The organism is Arthrobacter sp. BGA-UO-ETr-C19 (genome assembly GCF_059568005.1).
In genome coordinates this window covers 170,642-184,342 of sequence record NZ_JCAQPC010000008.1, presented here as the reverse complement: position 1 = coordinate 184,342, position 13,701 = coordinate 170,642, and the positions used below count along the sequence as shown (strand labels likewise).

Genomic DNA, 13,701 nt, shown 5'->3' with positions numbered 1-13,701 from the left:
CCTTAGCGGCCGGTGCCGCCGTAGACGGTGGCAACTGCTTCGCTGTCCAGGTCGAACGCCTTGTGGATGGCGCGGACGGCGTCATCGAGCAGGTCGGCATGGGTCACCACGGAAATGCGGATCTCCGAAGTGGAGATCATGTTGATGTTGATGCCTGCGGCGGACAGGGCCTTGAAGAACGTGGCCGAAACGCCCGGGTGCGAACGCATGCCGGCGCCGATCAGCGACAGCTTGCCGATCTGCTCGTTGTACTCGATGCTTTCGAAGCCGATCTCGGCCTGCGCAGCACGGAGGGCGGCAAGGGCATCGGCGCCCTCGACGATGGGCAGGGTGAAGGAGATGTCGGTCCTGCCGGTGCCGTGCGTGGAGACGTTCTGGACGATCATGTCGATGTTCGAGTGCGCGTCCGCGATGACCTGGAAGATCGCGGCTGCCTTGCCCGGGATGTCCGGAACACCCACAACGGTGACCTTTGCTTCCGAGCGGTCGTGTGCAACACCGGAGATGATTGGCTGCTCCAAGGCAACTCCCTCTTGAGTCGTGATCTTGTCATCGGCGCCGGGCAGGACCCAGGTGCCTTCGTTCTGGCTGAATGAGGAACGGACGTGCAGCGGCACGCCGAACCGCCGGGCGTATTCGACGCACCGGAGGTGGAGGATCTTGGCCCCGGAAGCGGCCAGTTCCAGCATCTCCTCGCTGGAGATGCGGTCGATTTTCTGCGCTGACGGAACGACGCGGGGGTCCGCGGTGTAGATGCCGTCAACGTCGGTGTAGATCTCGCAGACGTCGGCCTCGAGGGCGGCAGCGAGGGCCACTGCCGTCGTGTCAGAACCGCCGCGGCCGAGGGTGGTGATCTCGTTGGTGGAGCGGCTCATGCCCTGGAAACCGGCGACGATGGCAATGTGCCCCTTGTCCAGGGCGGTGCGGATCCGGTGCGGGTCGACGTCGATGATGCGCGCCTTGCCGTGGATGCCGTCCGTGATCATGCCGGCCTGGGAACCCGTGAAGGACTGCGCGGACGCACCGAACTTGTTGATGGCCATGGCCAGCAGGGCCATGGAGATGCGTTCACCGGCGGAGAGGAGCATGTCCATCTCGCGGGCCGGGGCTGAGTCGGTGACCTGGGCGGCAAGGTCAAGGAGCTCGTCGGTGGTGTCACCCATGGCGGAGACCACGACGACGACTTCGTTGCCGGCCTTCTGGGCGTCGACCACGCGCCTGGCGACGCGCTTGATGCCGTCAGCGTCAGCCACCGAGGAGCCGCCGAACTTCTGCACAATGAGCTGCGTGGTGACACCAGCATCTGCGGGCAGCTCCTGCGGCTGCGGTTCGGTTTTCACATCGGTACTGGGCATACTCATGCGTGCACCCTCACTGGATCAAATTGGAGTTCTGGAGGCCAGGCGGCCTTACGGCACGGCGGCTTACCCAGTTTATCGCTGTGGTCCGCCCGCTGTGGAATTGTGACCCTTGCGCTTAGCTGAGCGCATTCCGGCGGCCCTCGAAGGCCCTGCCCAGCGTGACTTCGTCCGCGTACTCGAGGTCGCCTCCCACGGGCAGCCCGGAAGCGAGACGGGTGACTGCGATGCCGATGGACTGCAGCATGCGCGCCAGGTAGGTGGCGGTGGCCTCGCCCTCAAGGTTCGGGTCGGTGGCGATGATGATCTCCTGGACGGCGCCATCACTGAGCCGGTTGAGGAGTTCGCGGATCCGAAGCTGCTCCGGGCCGACGCCGGCGATCGGGTTGATGGCGCCTCCGAGCACGTGGTAGCGGCCCCGGAATGAGCGGGTGCGCTCCACGGCCAGCACGTCCTTGGATTCCTCCACGACGCAGATGACGGAGGGGTCGCGCCTCGGGTCCCGGCAAATGTTGCACAGTTCCTGCTCGGTCACGTTGCCGCAGGCGGTGCAGAACTTCACCCGTTCCTTGACGGTGGTGATGGCCTCCACCAGCCGCTTCATGTCCTGGGGGTCTGCCTCCAGGATGTGGAACGCCAGGCGCTGCGCGGACTTCGGTCCCACACCGGGAAGGCGTCCGAGCTCGTCGATCAGCTCCTGAACTGCACCCTCGTACACTTTTTCCTCGATTGCTTGGTTGAAAGATGGCCGGTGCCGCCAGGCGGGGCACCGGGACGTCACGGGGCGGCCTGCCCGGCCCCTGGGTCCTCGCTTCGGGCGGGACTCTCTTCCGGGCCGGGTGCCGCCGCCTAGTACCGGGGCATCAGGGGGCTGCCGTCCAGCGACCGTTCTTCGATGAGCTTTCCGCCCAGAATACGCTCGACGGCGGCACGGCCAAAGACGCCCGACTCCTCGATCGTTTCGTCATCCGCGCTGGGGATGTCCTGGACGTAGGGTGCGGGTTCCTCTGTGCTCCGGACTGGCGCCTTGGCCCGGCCCGCCTCGGCCTCCGGGCTGTTGGAGAGCCTCTGGTACAGGCTCAGCTTGCCCCGGGCCGGAGTCTCGGGCGCCGGTGCGGCGGTACGGGCTGCCGCGGCCGCGGGTCCGGCCTGGACAGTGGGTCCTGCCTGGACTGCGGGTCCGCCCTGAACTGCAGGCCCGGCCTGTACTGCGGGTCCTGCTTGGACTACTGGTCCGGCGTGTACTGCGGGTCCTGAGCCGGATACGAACACGGGAACCCGGACCGGGGCGGCGTCGGTGGCCGCAGTCACGGCGGGCGGGCGGACACCCTGGGCTGGGGTGGGTGCCCCGTACTCGTTGCTGGCAGCTGCGGGGGCGGATGCCATGGCGTAGGCAGGCTCGAACTCGGGGGCGCCGCGCTCGGCAGTTTCCGGTCCGCTCTCAGGAGGGGCGCTCACGCTCGGGGCGCCTTCAGCGGGGTCGCTCCAACCCGACACCCTGGATGGCTCGCCGTCAGCGGACGGCGGGCGTTCAGCGGTGGGACCGCCAGGCTGCGGCGGTTGGGCGGCGGCCGGTGGGTACACCGGTGCAGCCGGCCCGGTTGACTCCTCGTCGCGCCCATTGTCAGCCTCGCCCGGGTATTTGCCCACGTTGCTTTCTGAACCGAGAGCCCACACGCCAGGGGTCTGCTCGACAGCACGGGACCACGGATCAGCCGAGGTGTCTGGAGCAGGCTGGCGCTCCGCCTGTGCCGAAGCACCATTCTTTGCCCGGGGCTGCGCCGGCGGCGGTGTGGACTCGACAGTCCGGGTTACCTCCGGTGCCGTTATCTCCGGCGCCTTTATTTCCGGTGCAGGCGATGGCGCCGGGCCGCTCTGCCACTGGCGCGACGGCTCCCAGTCCATGGGAGGCTCTTCTTCCAGCGGAGGTGCGTCCTCGTCCAGCGGAGGACCCCAGTCGTCATCCGGATAGGAATAGTCGCCGGCTTGCTGCTCCGGTCCACGTGCCTGCCCCTGTGCTGCCGAGGACGGGGGGACGGGGCCCTGTGAAGCAGCCGGCCCATTGGCCACCGGCTGTGAGACGGGTTGCTGTGGTGCCACGGACGGTGCATGGCCGGACGCTGCACCACCGCCGGTCCCGTCAGCTGCGGCAGGGGCAGCGGGTGCGGCAGTGGTTGATGCGCCAGGAGCGCTTCCGACGCCAGCGGGGGCCGCGGTGTCCGACCGGGACGCCGTGATGGTTGGTCCGGACCATTGCGGCACGGATGCCGCTGGAGCCGCCGGCGAGGACGGAGAGGCATCCCCGCCCGCGGCCGCGGGGGACGTGCCTGCCGACGCCGGTGCCGAACCTGTTGCCGCAGGGCGGGCAGGGGCGGGCTCCGGCTCTCCGGAGCCACCCGGGCCAGGGGCCAGGCCCCAATCGGCGTCGGTGGTGGTAGCCGGAATGTCCCGGCTAGTAGGCGCTTTTGGGTTTGGTTCAGAGCTCGCTGAGCTGCCGGCGCCTGCGACGGCGGTGACCTGGCAGTCGATGCCGATCGTTTTGTGGATGGCCTGGCGCAGATTCTCGGAGTGGTCTGCCCTGCCGAACGCTCCCGCCAGCCCGGAGGTGCTGAAGATGAGCGTCAGGGCCTGGCCGTCGAACTGGCCGACCTGGGCGTTGGGCTCCACGAGCGCCCACGTGCTCCGTTTGATTCTTGCCAGGGTCTGCAGGACCTCGGGCCAGGCCCGGCGGAGTACCTCCACGTCGGCGTGCCCACCGGCAGGAGCCGCACCGGCAGAGGCTGTACTCGAAGAGGGCTGGGCGTGGGACTGCGGAGCGGGAGCCGAAGGAGGAGCCGGTGCCGCCACCGGCTCTGGGCCTCGGGCCTGCTGGTGCTGGGCCTGCTGGCGCTGGGCCTGTCCGGGCCGCGCGGCGGATTCCGGTGCCTGCGAAGCCGCCGGACGCTGGTCGACAGAGTCCTGGCTCTGGCCGTCGTGTGAGTCCGGGGCCGGGCGGTGGTTGCGTGCGGCGGCATCATCCATGGGCCAGTCACCAGTGGTGATCCGTGGCGCGGCCAGGGCTTCCCTGCCGGGTGCCCCCTGCGCTGCAGATCCTTCCCGTGCGGGTGCCCCCTGTGCCGCGGGTGCGGCCTGGATACTGGGCGGGCCCACCTGCGGCGCGCTCTGCGCAGGAACAGGAGCAGGAACAGGAGCGGACGGCGCGGAAACGGACGCCGGAGCTGCTGCAACCGGGGCAGGCGAAACCGCTGAGGCCGCGAAGGCAGGAGCAGCAGGAGACGGCGGGGCTGCCGCCGGCACGGCGGGCGCAACCGCAGCGGCGGCGGGAGCACCGGCGTCGGACCCGCCGTAATTCAGGCGCCGTTCCACGCGGTCGATCCTGGCGGCGATGCCGCGTTCGGTCTGCTCGGAACTGGGCAGCAGGATGCGGGCGCAAAGCAGTTCCAGGTGCAGCCGCGGCGACGTGGCACCCGTCATCTCCGTCAGCGCGGTGTTGGTGACGTCGGCCGCGCGGGACAGTTCGGCTGCGCCGAGATTGTGTGCCTGGCTCTGCATCCGGGCGATCTGGTCGGCCGGCATGCCGCGGAGGATGGCCTGGGCGCTTTCCGGCATGGCCTGCACGATGATGAGGTCGCGGAAGCGCTCCAGGAGATCCTCCACGAAGCGGCGGGGATCGTGCCCCGTCTGGATGACGCGGTCCACGGCACGGAAGACCGTGGCGGCGTCGGACGCGGCGATTGCCTCGACAACGTCGTCCAGAAGCGAGGCGTGCGTGTAACCGAGGAGTGCCACGGCGAGTTCGTAATCGAGGCCGTTGGGCCCGGCACCTGCCATGAGCTGGTCCAGCACGGACAGCGAGTCCCGCACGGACCCTGCACCTGCGCGGATCACCAGCGACAGTACGCCGGGGGCCACCGGGACGTTTTCCTGCTGGCAGAGCTGCTCGAGGTATGCCATGAGCGGCTCCGGCGGAACGAGCCGGAACGGGTAGTGGTGCGTGCGCGAGCGGATGGTCCCGATGACCTTGTCCGGCTCGGTGGTGGCGAAGATGAACTTGATATGTTCCGGCGGCTCTTCGACGATTTTCAGCAGGGCGTTGAAGCCCGCCGAAGTGACCATGTGGGCCTCGTCAATGATGAAGATCTTGTAGCGGTCCCGCACCGGAGCATAAGTGGCGCGTTCCCGGAGGTCGCGGGCGTCGTCCACGCCGCCGTGGCTGGCGGCGTCGATCTCGATGACGTCGAGGGAACCGGCACCGCCGCGGGCGAGTTCGATGCAGCTGGGGCAGACGCCGCACGGGGTGTCTGTGGGGCCCTTCGCGCAGTTAAGGCAACGCGCCAGGATGCGTGCAGACGTGGTTTTGCCGCAGCCGCGCGGGCCGGAGAAAAGGTAGGCGTGGTTCACGCGGTTCTTGCGCAGCGCCGTCATCAGCGGCTCCGTGACGTGTTCCTGCCCGATAACGTCCGCGAACGAGTCCGGGCGATACCTGCGGTAAAGGGCAGTTGTAACAGTCACAGGGAAAACCTACCTATAGGGACTGACATTAAATAAGAGACCCCTCATGCACCCGCCAGAGCCCATCTACCCTTGCTACCTTCCGGTCCTGGGGGAGTTCAACAGGATGACGCCACATGAGGGGCCGTCAGATACTTTACCCGAACTTTGGGCGTGGCCCGAATCGGCTCCGGTGGGGCAGTGGCAGGCACTGCCGTCGTCTCAGTGATGCCCGTTCACGGGCCAGCTCATGAACGCCGGCTCCTCGTAGGGGTGCGCCCGCCGCAATCCCTGCACGACGGCGTCGAGCACGTCCTCCTCCACGATGCACTCGATCCGGACCTCGGAAACTTCCTCCGGCTCGCCGGCGGTGCCGATGTAGGGCCGGGCTCCGGGCAAGGGGGTAAATCGTCCTGTGCCCGGCGACGTGAAGGAGCAGTGCGAGTAGTCACCCAGCCTGCCGGCGCCGGCATCTCCGAGGGCGGTGAGCACCGCCTCGGCATGGGATTCGGGAACGTAAACCACGAGCGCATGCAGCTGGGACATGGCACCATTTTCGGCCGATTGGGAGATGCCGGAAAGTTCAGGTATTCTAGTATCTGCTTTTGGTTCAAGAGCAGCTGGAGAATTCGCCTAGCGGCCTATGGCGCACGCCTGGAACGCGTGTTGGGTTAACGCCCTCGGGGGTTCAAATCCCCCATTCTCCGCCATCGGAAAACCCGGTCCTGACTTTGTCAGGACCGGGTTTTCCTTTTTCTGCATAGAGCATGGGGGCTAGGCCACGCCCAGTCTCCGGAGCCGTTGGCGGGCGGCGAGCTGACTGGGGCTAGCCGGGCCCAGTGCGCTGCGTACGACGGCGAGAGTCACCCGGGCGGCCGGCCTCACCGGCAGCGGCAGGGGGCCCAGCCGGGCAGTGCGCAGCCCAAGCAGCCGGCGGTATTCAGGCTCCAGACTCAGGACAGCGGCCTCGAACAGGATTAGGTAACCCGGTTTCAGGAGGGGATGCAGGGGCGGATCCCGGATGAAGGCGACGGTTTCGGCGACCCGGTCATCGCCGCGAAGAATCCCGGCAGCGAGCCATTCTCCGAGCTCCCGGTTGAGGGCCGCTTTGCTCTCCGGCGGGGACTCCACACCCATGAGCCTGCCCGCCTGAGACCATTCACGCACATAGGCATCCGGCCCGCCCGGAATGGGGCCGGCCCACAGCTCATGCGCCCGGAGAAACGAATCCGTGAACGTGATGTGCACCCAGCGGAGCAGTTCAGGATCGTTGGCGGAGTACTCCCTGACGGTGCCGCCGCCGTCGACGTACTTGCCGACAACGGACTCGTGCAGCCGGACCACCCTCGCGGTTGCCGCCCGGGCTTCAGCCGTGGACCCGTAGGTCAGGGCGTGGATCCACGCCGTGGTCCGGGCCAGCCTGCCCAGCGTATCCTCACGGAAATTTGAATGGTCGTGGACGCCGGCGAGGACTGCGGGGTGCAGTGTCTGCATCAACAGGGACCGGATGCCGCCAACGATGGTCGCCACGCCGCCATGGACGGCCCAGACCGCAGAGCCGGGGAGGAAATACCCCGGGTCGTCACCCTGGGCAAACTTCCGGGACCAGTCCGGCAGCGCATCCGGGCTGCCGGTCAGCGTGCGCTTCAGTTCCGCCTGCCATTCCCTCAGGAAAGTGCCCATGTTTCATTCTCGCGCGTCGAAGCTGGCGGGTTAAGCCTATGAAACCGCACCCGTTGGCCCCCCAGTTTTAGGGGTTTCGCCGTGCTTTGGGCTGTGGCCACAATGGAGGACACGCTCGTCGAGACAGGAGTTTGGCGGGTACTGATCCAGGAGAATTCTGTGGCAAATCATGGGGGACACAAGCACGCACCGGGGGTGACCGGCCCGGGCCGGGTCGCCCTGCGGAGCCTTTCCGCGGCGGTGGTTGTCGGCTTCTCCGTCTTTGCCTTCGGGTTCCAAGGGCCCGCAGCCCCGATCCAGCAGCCCGTGGGTGCTGCCGTACCAATTGCCCCTCCCTCGGGAGTCGTCGGGCCGGAGCTCCTTGATCCCGACACCACCCCACCCGGGTACCCGATCAGCGGCTCCGGCATCGCCGCACCGGCGAAGGCTCCCACCGGACGCACCGTGTCGAACTCCACCGTCAAGGCAACCAAAACAGGCACCGCCAAATCTCCCGGTGTGGCCTCCAGTGCGCTGAAGCGGCCCGGGGCAGGCTTCCTCATGGCACCCCTGGAAGTGCTCACTCCCAGTTCCCCGTTCGGCCTGCGGCACAGCCCGATCACCGGCGAAGCAGGAGAGTTCCACTGGGGCCAGGACTTCTCCGCCGCCTGCGGCACGCGTGTCTACGCTGCCGACGCCGGCGTGGTCCGGGCCGCGGGCTGGCACCCCTGGGGCGGCGGCAACAGGGTGGAAATCGACCACGGCGACGGCCTGATCACAACCTACAACCACCTGCAGGGCATCGCCGTCGAAAAGGGCGACCACGTGCGGGTAGGCGAGATCATCGCGGAGGTGGGCACCACTGGCTCCTCCACCGGCTGCCACCTGCACTTCGAGGTCATCAAGAACGGACAGCACGAGGACCCCCTGAAGTGGACTCTGCTGCCCATCCGGCAGACCGACCAACTGACACCCGCCGTATTTACCAGCTTCGCAGGCGGCGCTGCCAACACGTACGGGTGGGCCATCCCCAACATCCCGGGCAACAGCGGACCGGGCAACACGGACGACGGCCTGACGCCCGTCACCGCAGCTGCAGTGGCCAACCCGCGCAGCCGCCCGTCAACCTCGGCGGGAACCACCCTCGTCGCCAGCTCGTCGACCTCCGGTCCCACCTCGTCCGCTACCTCGACCTCCCGCCCGGCGGCAACTCCGATTGTTACGGCAAGCCCCAAGCCGGCTCCGCCGAAGCCTCCCGCGACGGCCAAGCCCAAGCCGGCGCCGACCCCCACCCCGGCGCCGACCCCCACCCCGACGCCCACTCCCACCCCGACGCCGACTCCTACCCCCACCCCGACGCCTCCCCCCACCACGCCGCCGGCGGATCCGGCTCCGATCGACCCGGCTCCGGCTGATCCGACTCCCACCACGCCGCCGGCGGATACGGCGCCCACCGAGTCCGTGCCCCCGGCACCCACCGAGCCGGTCGACCCCTCCGCGCCGATCACGAATTCCACGCCTGCCCCGCCGGTGATTGCCCCCATCGACCCTCCTCCGGCACCTGTACCCGATCCGGTCCCCACGCCTTCGGCCCCGGTAACCACGGTTCCGGCTGCGCAGGCACCGGCGCCAGTTCCGACATCGGAACCGGCAACCGCGACTTCGCCGAGTGCCGCGCCAACCGAGGATGCTGCCGCGGCAGCGGCGAAGGCCGCCGCAGAAGCCGTTCCGACGACGGAGCCCACGGCGGCGCCGTAAACGGTGGCGGGCAGCCGACGTCGGGCCGTCCGCATACCGGAAAGCCAAATGGTGGAGAGGTCCAGGGAATGCAACAGAGGCCAAAGATGTTGTCATTACTGACAGACATGCACCCGGCGAGAGAGCACGATGTGACTTCCCTCCAAAAGATTCCGCCGACACCCGACGGAACGCGCCCGGGTTATGGTTGCCCTACGGGCGATGCAGTGCCGGCGGCGGATGCGTCCGCCGACGGCGGCTGTACGGGCTGTACCGTACGGGATGGGCGGTTGGACCGCCCTGCGCGGCAGCACGCCGTCGTCCTTCTTTCAAGCGGCCCCAGGCACGGTAAGCCGGGCACTTTCCGGAAGAGCATTCCGCCCGGAACTATCCGGGGGAGTTCCCCCTACTTCTCTGCGGCGAAGCTGCCGGGCGCATAGCCCACTGTCCGTCAGGTACGGCGGAATGCGGCAAATCGAACAATGCGCGGCAATTAATGAAGCGGTCATCGGACGGTGACCGCGCAAGGAAACGAAAGCGAGGAAGGTAGCCTGAGAGCGGCGGCGGTGTTGTAATTTTTCAACATGCCAACTCCCGTTTCCCCCTAGTTCGCTTTTTATCTGGTTGGATGGAAGGTACTGAGAGGGACACAGGAGGCGCCCCGCTTCCTAACTACCGCGAAGGCAGCAATGGAGCTCATCGAGGCCGAGCACCCCCGGCCACGCCATTTTCTACTCCACCTGAGTGACACCCACCTGTTGGGAGGTCCGGACCCCCTATACGGCGCAGTTGACAGCGAAGCCCGCCTGATCCAGCTCTTTGATGAGGTTCAGGCCTCCGGCGCGCACCCGGAAGCCGTGATTTTCACCGGTGACCTGGCGGACAAGGGCGACCCCGAGGCCTATGCCAAGCTCCGCGCTGTCGTGGAGCCCGCATGCCGGGACCTCGGCGCCCAGGTCATCTGGGCCATGGGCAACCATGACAACCGGGCCAATTTCCGCGCCGGCCTGTTCGACCAGCACGGCAACGACGATCCCGTCGACCACAGCTACTACGTCAACGGGCTGCGGGTCATCACCATGGACACGTCCGTGCCCGGCTACCACCACGGCGAACTCAGCGACAACCAGCTGGACTGGCTTGCCGGGCAGCTGGAGACCCCCGCCCCCGACGGCACGATCCTCGCCCTGCACCATCCGCCGGTTCCTTCGGTGCTGGACCTGTCGGTGCTGGTGGAGTTGCGCGACCAGGCGTCCCTGGCAGCGGTGGTCCGGAACTCGGATGTCCGCAGCATCCTCGCCGGGCACCTGCATTACTCCACGACGGCGAGCTTCGCCGGCATCCCTGTGTCCGTGGCCTCGGCGACGTGCTACACCCAGGACCTGAACGTTCCGGTGGGCGGCACGCGCGGCCGCGATGGCGGACAGGCGTTCAACCTGGTGCACGTTTATGAGCACACGGTGGTGCATTCCGTGGTGCCGCTGGGTGCCACTCCGACTGTGGGCGAGTATGTCACCCCGGAGGAGACGGAACGCCGCCTGGCAGCAGCCGGAATCCGCATCCCGGAAGGGGCCAAACGCCCCATGCTCACCCGGAAATAGAGGGCTCACCCGGAAATAGCGTCAGTACCTGCGGAAAACCCCGCCGGACCTGAACTGGTCAGATCCGGCGGGGTTTCGGCGTTTTGGAGCCTACTTCTCCCAGGGCGCCTTGATCGGATAGTACTTCTCCAGGAAGTCCGTCACCAGCTCGGCGCGTTCGCCGGCCGGTACCTCGGGGAAACTGCCGTCATTGAGGCAGAAGAAGTCCATGTTGCGCTTGGTCAGCAGCTTGGGCAGGTAGTTCAGTCCCGACCGGAGCGTGGTGTCCACGTAGCGCACCTTGGCTGCCGTCTGGGTTACGGCCCGGCCCGTCAGCAGCGCGTAGTAGTGGTAGAAGGAATTCGTCACGGAGATGTTGTCCGCGGCCCTGAACGTGCTGGCGGCAGTTTTTGCGAACTCCGCGGGGAATTCCTGCTCCATCTGGGCAACCAGGCTGCGCCGCAGCGGCGCAGCCGTGTGCTCCAGGTGGCGGGTGGTGATCCGCCCGAAGCGGTTCCAGAGCAGTTTCCGGTTGACCCGGGCGGCATTTTCGAAGCCGCTGCGTTCGGCGTCGTTGTCGCCGAGGCCGATGCGGGTCTCCGCTTCGATGAACTTGGTGATGCCACCCGGAGTGAAGAACATGTCCGGGCCGACCGGCCGCCCGAAGAACATGTCGTCGTTGGAGTAGAGGAAGTGCTCGGAGAGACCCTCGATGTGGTGCAGCTGGCACTCCACGGCCTGCGAGTTGTGCGTGGGCAGCACCGACGGGTCGGCAAAGAACTCCTCGCTCCGGACAATGGTCACGGACGGGTGGTCGGCCAGCCATTCCGGCGCGGGGGAGTCCGTGGCGATGAAGATGCGCCGGACCCACGGCGCGAACATGTACACCGACCGGAGCGCGTACTTCAGCTCATTGATTTGCCGGTAGCGCGCCTCGTGGTCGTCGCCCTCGCCCAGGACAGCCCCGGCCTGCCGGGCGCGGCGGGCGGCAATGTACTCCGGGGAGGTCCCGTCCACCCAGGAGAAGACCATGTCGATGTCGAAGCTGATGTCGCTCGCGTGGTCAGCGAACATGTTCTCGATGGTGGGCCAGGTGTGGCCATAGCGCTCAACCGTACCGCGGACGGCGTCGTGCGCCATCATGGTGCGGCGGGTCAGGGAGTTCTCGATCGGCAGGATTACTTCGTTGCCCATGAAGCTCCACAGCTCCACCTGGACGCCGGCGGAGGCACCAAATTCGAAGCCGCCGTTGGGCTCCACCCGCGGGCGGTACAGCCGGAAGATGCGTGCCTGCCGGTTGACGGAGAGTTCGCCGTCGGCCACCAGGACGGATGTCTTCTTCTTCGCGTCCACGGTCATGGAGTAGAACGGCTCGTTCCGGCAGGCGTCAACGAGGGCGGACCGCAGCTTCTTGCGGTCCTTCCAGTCAAGGGCGATCACCGGACGATCGTTGTTGCCCCGGACCAGCAGGTAATCCAGCCCGGCCCCGTCCAGCACATTCCGCAGGAAGAGCAGGTCCTCCACCATGGCCTGGTAGGGCGTCCGTGTGTCGTTGATCAGCGCATACCGGCCTGACCGGCGTACGACGTCGGGGCGGTGCTTGAGGCGCGCCACAGCCGCCGGAGACGTTGCTTCCGCGAGTGCGGGTACATCCTCGGATGCCTGACCGCCGTAGTAGATGTCGTCCTGAACCGTCACGTCGGTAATGGTGTTTCTCCCAAGCTGCTAGGGGTGAAGTCTTACTTGCATGATAGTCCTGCCGGTTAAACATCCCGGGCAGGCGGCCGGGCGGTGGCCCGCCCCGCCCCGCTTGCCGCGGCAGCGGGCTTAGCCCAGCAGCGCCTGCCGCCAGCTGGACAGGAACGCCGCCCCGGCGTCGTCGTGGATGACCGTTGCCGGCAGACCCAGGTCAGCGGCGGTGAGGACGTCGTACGGCTTGGCCGGGACACCGTCCGCGGGGCGGACGTCGACGTGTTTCACTGGGTGGTCGTTGTGGTGCAGCCAGTCGGCCATGGCGTAGTCGGTGCGGGAATCGCCGACCGTTCGCCAGGCCTGCGGCGTGATTCCCTGGGCCGCCAGGAGCTCCACCGCGCGGCTCGCGCCAAGGTCCTTGCCCAGCCGGACCGACTCAATGTCCGTGGAAATGATGGTGGGGTCCACACGGTAGTCGATCTCGTCGTCGGAGTTCGGTGCGTGGTGTTCCAGCCGCACGACGCCGAAACCGTGGCGCTCCATGAGCTCCAGGGCCTCGGCATCGAACAGCTTCTGCTCGGCGAGGTACTCACTGTTGGGCACTTCGATGTGCTGCTCCACCGACACCATGGCGCGCTTGGTTTCATCGAAGAACATGTGGGACGCGTAGTCCTCGGCCACCATCCGCCGGACATCGTCGCCATAGGCGGCCGGCACGGCAAGCTCGTGGTCCACGTGGATGGGGCCGGGGCCGGCAGCCGTGTAGCTGAACCACACGGCGCCCTTTTCGCAGATGGCGTGGATCAGCGTGCCGCCCGGCATTCCGGCTGCGATCATGGGCGCCATGACCTGCTCGCGGATGAACGTATCCGAGCGCCCGGTGTTGAAGATGACTGGTATTCCGGCGTTTGCGAGTGCCACCAGATCGGCGATGATTTCCGGTTTCACATCCCTGGTCACGGGGCTGGCGACCGGCCCGTCGACGTCCAGGAGAAGGGCCAGCGCGGGTGCCGACGGAGTGTGGGCGCCGAACCCGGTGGCGGGGTTCACTGAAGGTGCAGTCATGGCTCCATTCTGTCAGCCCGGCGCTGGCCAATCCGCCCAGACGGCGGGCGGCGCCGGCATGTGACACATAGTTACTGTTTGGCTACAACCTCCCGCGGCGCGCTGATTCCACATTC

At 67.3% G+C, this 13,701-nt stretch carries 9 protein-coding genes, 1 tRNA gene and 1 other RNA gene; 3 read left to right on the top strand and 8 right to left on the bottom strand.

Going from position 1 to position 13,701, the window contains the following annotated elements; genetic code table 11:
- Window positions 1-2: 2 nt before the first annotated feature.
- The 5 genes from AC57BR_RS03875 to AC57BR_RS03855 all read right to left on the bottom strand — a co-directional run bounded on the left by AC57BR_RS03875 (window position 3) and on the right by AC57BR_RS03855 (window position 6,395).
- A complete protein-coding gene (locus tag AC57BR_RS03875) occupies window positions 3-1,361 on the bottom strand; it encodes an aspartate kinase (RefSeq protein WP_496358439.1) in 1,359 nt (452 codons plus the stop codon).
- Window positions 1,362-1,476: 115 nt separating this feature from the next.
- Window positions 1,477-2,076 (bottom strand): recombination mediator RecR, encoded by a 600-nt coding sequence (gene recR / locus AC57BR_RS03870; RefSeq protein WP_111902426.1) that lies wholly within the window; start codon window positions 2,074-2,076, stop codon window positions 1,477-1,479.
- 131 nt (window positions 2,077-2,207) lie between these two features.
- Window positions 2,208-5,870, bottom strand: coding sequence for a DNA polymerase III subunit gamma and tau (locus AC57BR_RS03865; RefSeq protein WP_496358438.1), 3,663 nt, complete (start codon window positions 5,868-5,870; stop codon window positions 2,208-2,210).
- Window positions 5,871-5,902: 32 nt separating this feature from the next.
- An RNA gene (ffs, locus tag AC57BR_RS03860) (signal recognition particle sRNA small type) lies at window positions 5,903-5,999 on the bottom strand.
- A gap of 72 nt (window positions 6,000-6,071) precedes the next feature.
- On the bottom strand, window positions 6,072-6,395 hold the full coding sequence (locus tag AC57BR_RS03855) for a hypothetical protein (protein ID WP_496358437.1): 324 nt from the start codon (window positions 6,393-6,395) through the stop codon (window positions 6,072-6,074).
- A gap of 76 nt (window positions 6,396-6,471) precedes the next feature.
- Between AC57BR_RS03855 and AC57BR_RS03850 the strand changes: the two genes are divergently transcribed.
- Window positions 6,472-6,559, top strand: a tRNA-Ser gene (locus AC57BR_RS03850).
- A gap of 64 nt (window positions 6,560-6,623) precedes the next feature.
- Here the strand turns inward: AC57BR_RS03850 and AC57BR_RS03845 are convergent.
- Window positions 6,624-7,532, bottom strand: coding sequence for an oxygenase MpaB family protein (locus AC57BR_RS03845; RefSeq protein WP_496358436.1), 909 nt, complete (start codon window positions 7,530-7,532; stop codon window positions 6,624-6,626).
- A gap of 159 nt (window positions 7,533-7,691) precedes the next feature.
- On the opposite strand from AC57BR_RS03845, the gene AC57BR_RS03840 reads away from it, so the two are divergent.
- Both AC57BR_RS03840 and AC57BR_RS03835 read left to right on the top strand, forming a co-directional pair.
- Window positions 7,692-9,269, top strand: coding sequence for a M23 family metallopeptidase (locus AC57BR_RS03840; protein WP_496358435.1), 1,578 nt, complete (start codon window positions 7,692-7,694; stop codon window positions 9,267-9,269).
- Between the two features lie 668 nt (window positions 9,270-9,937).
- On the top strand, window positions 9,938-10,849 hold the full coding sequence (locus AC57BR_RS03835; protein ID WP_496358434.1) for a phosphodiesterase: 912 nt from the start codon (window positions 9,938-9,940) through the stop codon (window positions 10,847-10,849).
- 90 nt (window positions 10,850-10,939) lie between these two features.
- Here the strand turns inward: AC57BR_RS03835 and AC57BR_RS03830 are convergent, their stop codons facing one another.
- Together AC57BR_RS03830 and AC57BR_RS03825 are read right to left on the bottom strand one after the other, a co-directional pair.
- A complete protein-coding gene (locus AC57BR_RS03830) occupies window positions 10,940-12,526 on the bottom strand; it encodes a stealth conserved region 3 domain-containing protein (protein ID WP_496358433.1) in 1,587 nt (528 codons plus the stop codon).
- 129 nt (window positions 12,527-12,655) lie between these two features.
- The gene (locus AC57BR_RS03825; RefSeq protein WP_496358432.1) at window positions 12,656-13,585 is read right to left on the bottom strand and encodes a Cof-type HAD-IIB family hydrolase; all 930 of its coding nucleotides are present in this window, start codon (window positions 13,583-13,585) and stop codon (window positions 12,656-12,658) included.
- Window positions 13,586-13,701 lie beyond the last annotated feature (116 nt).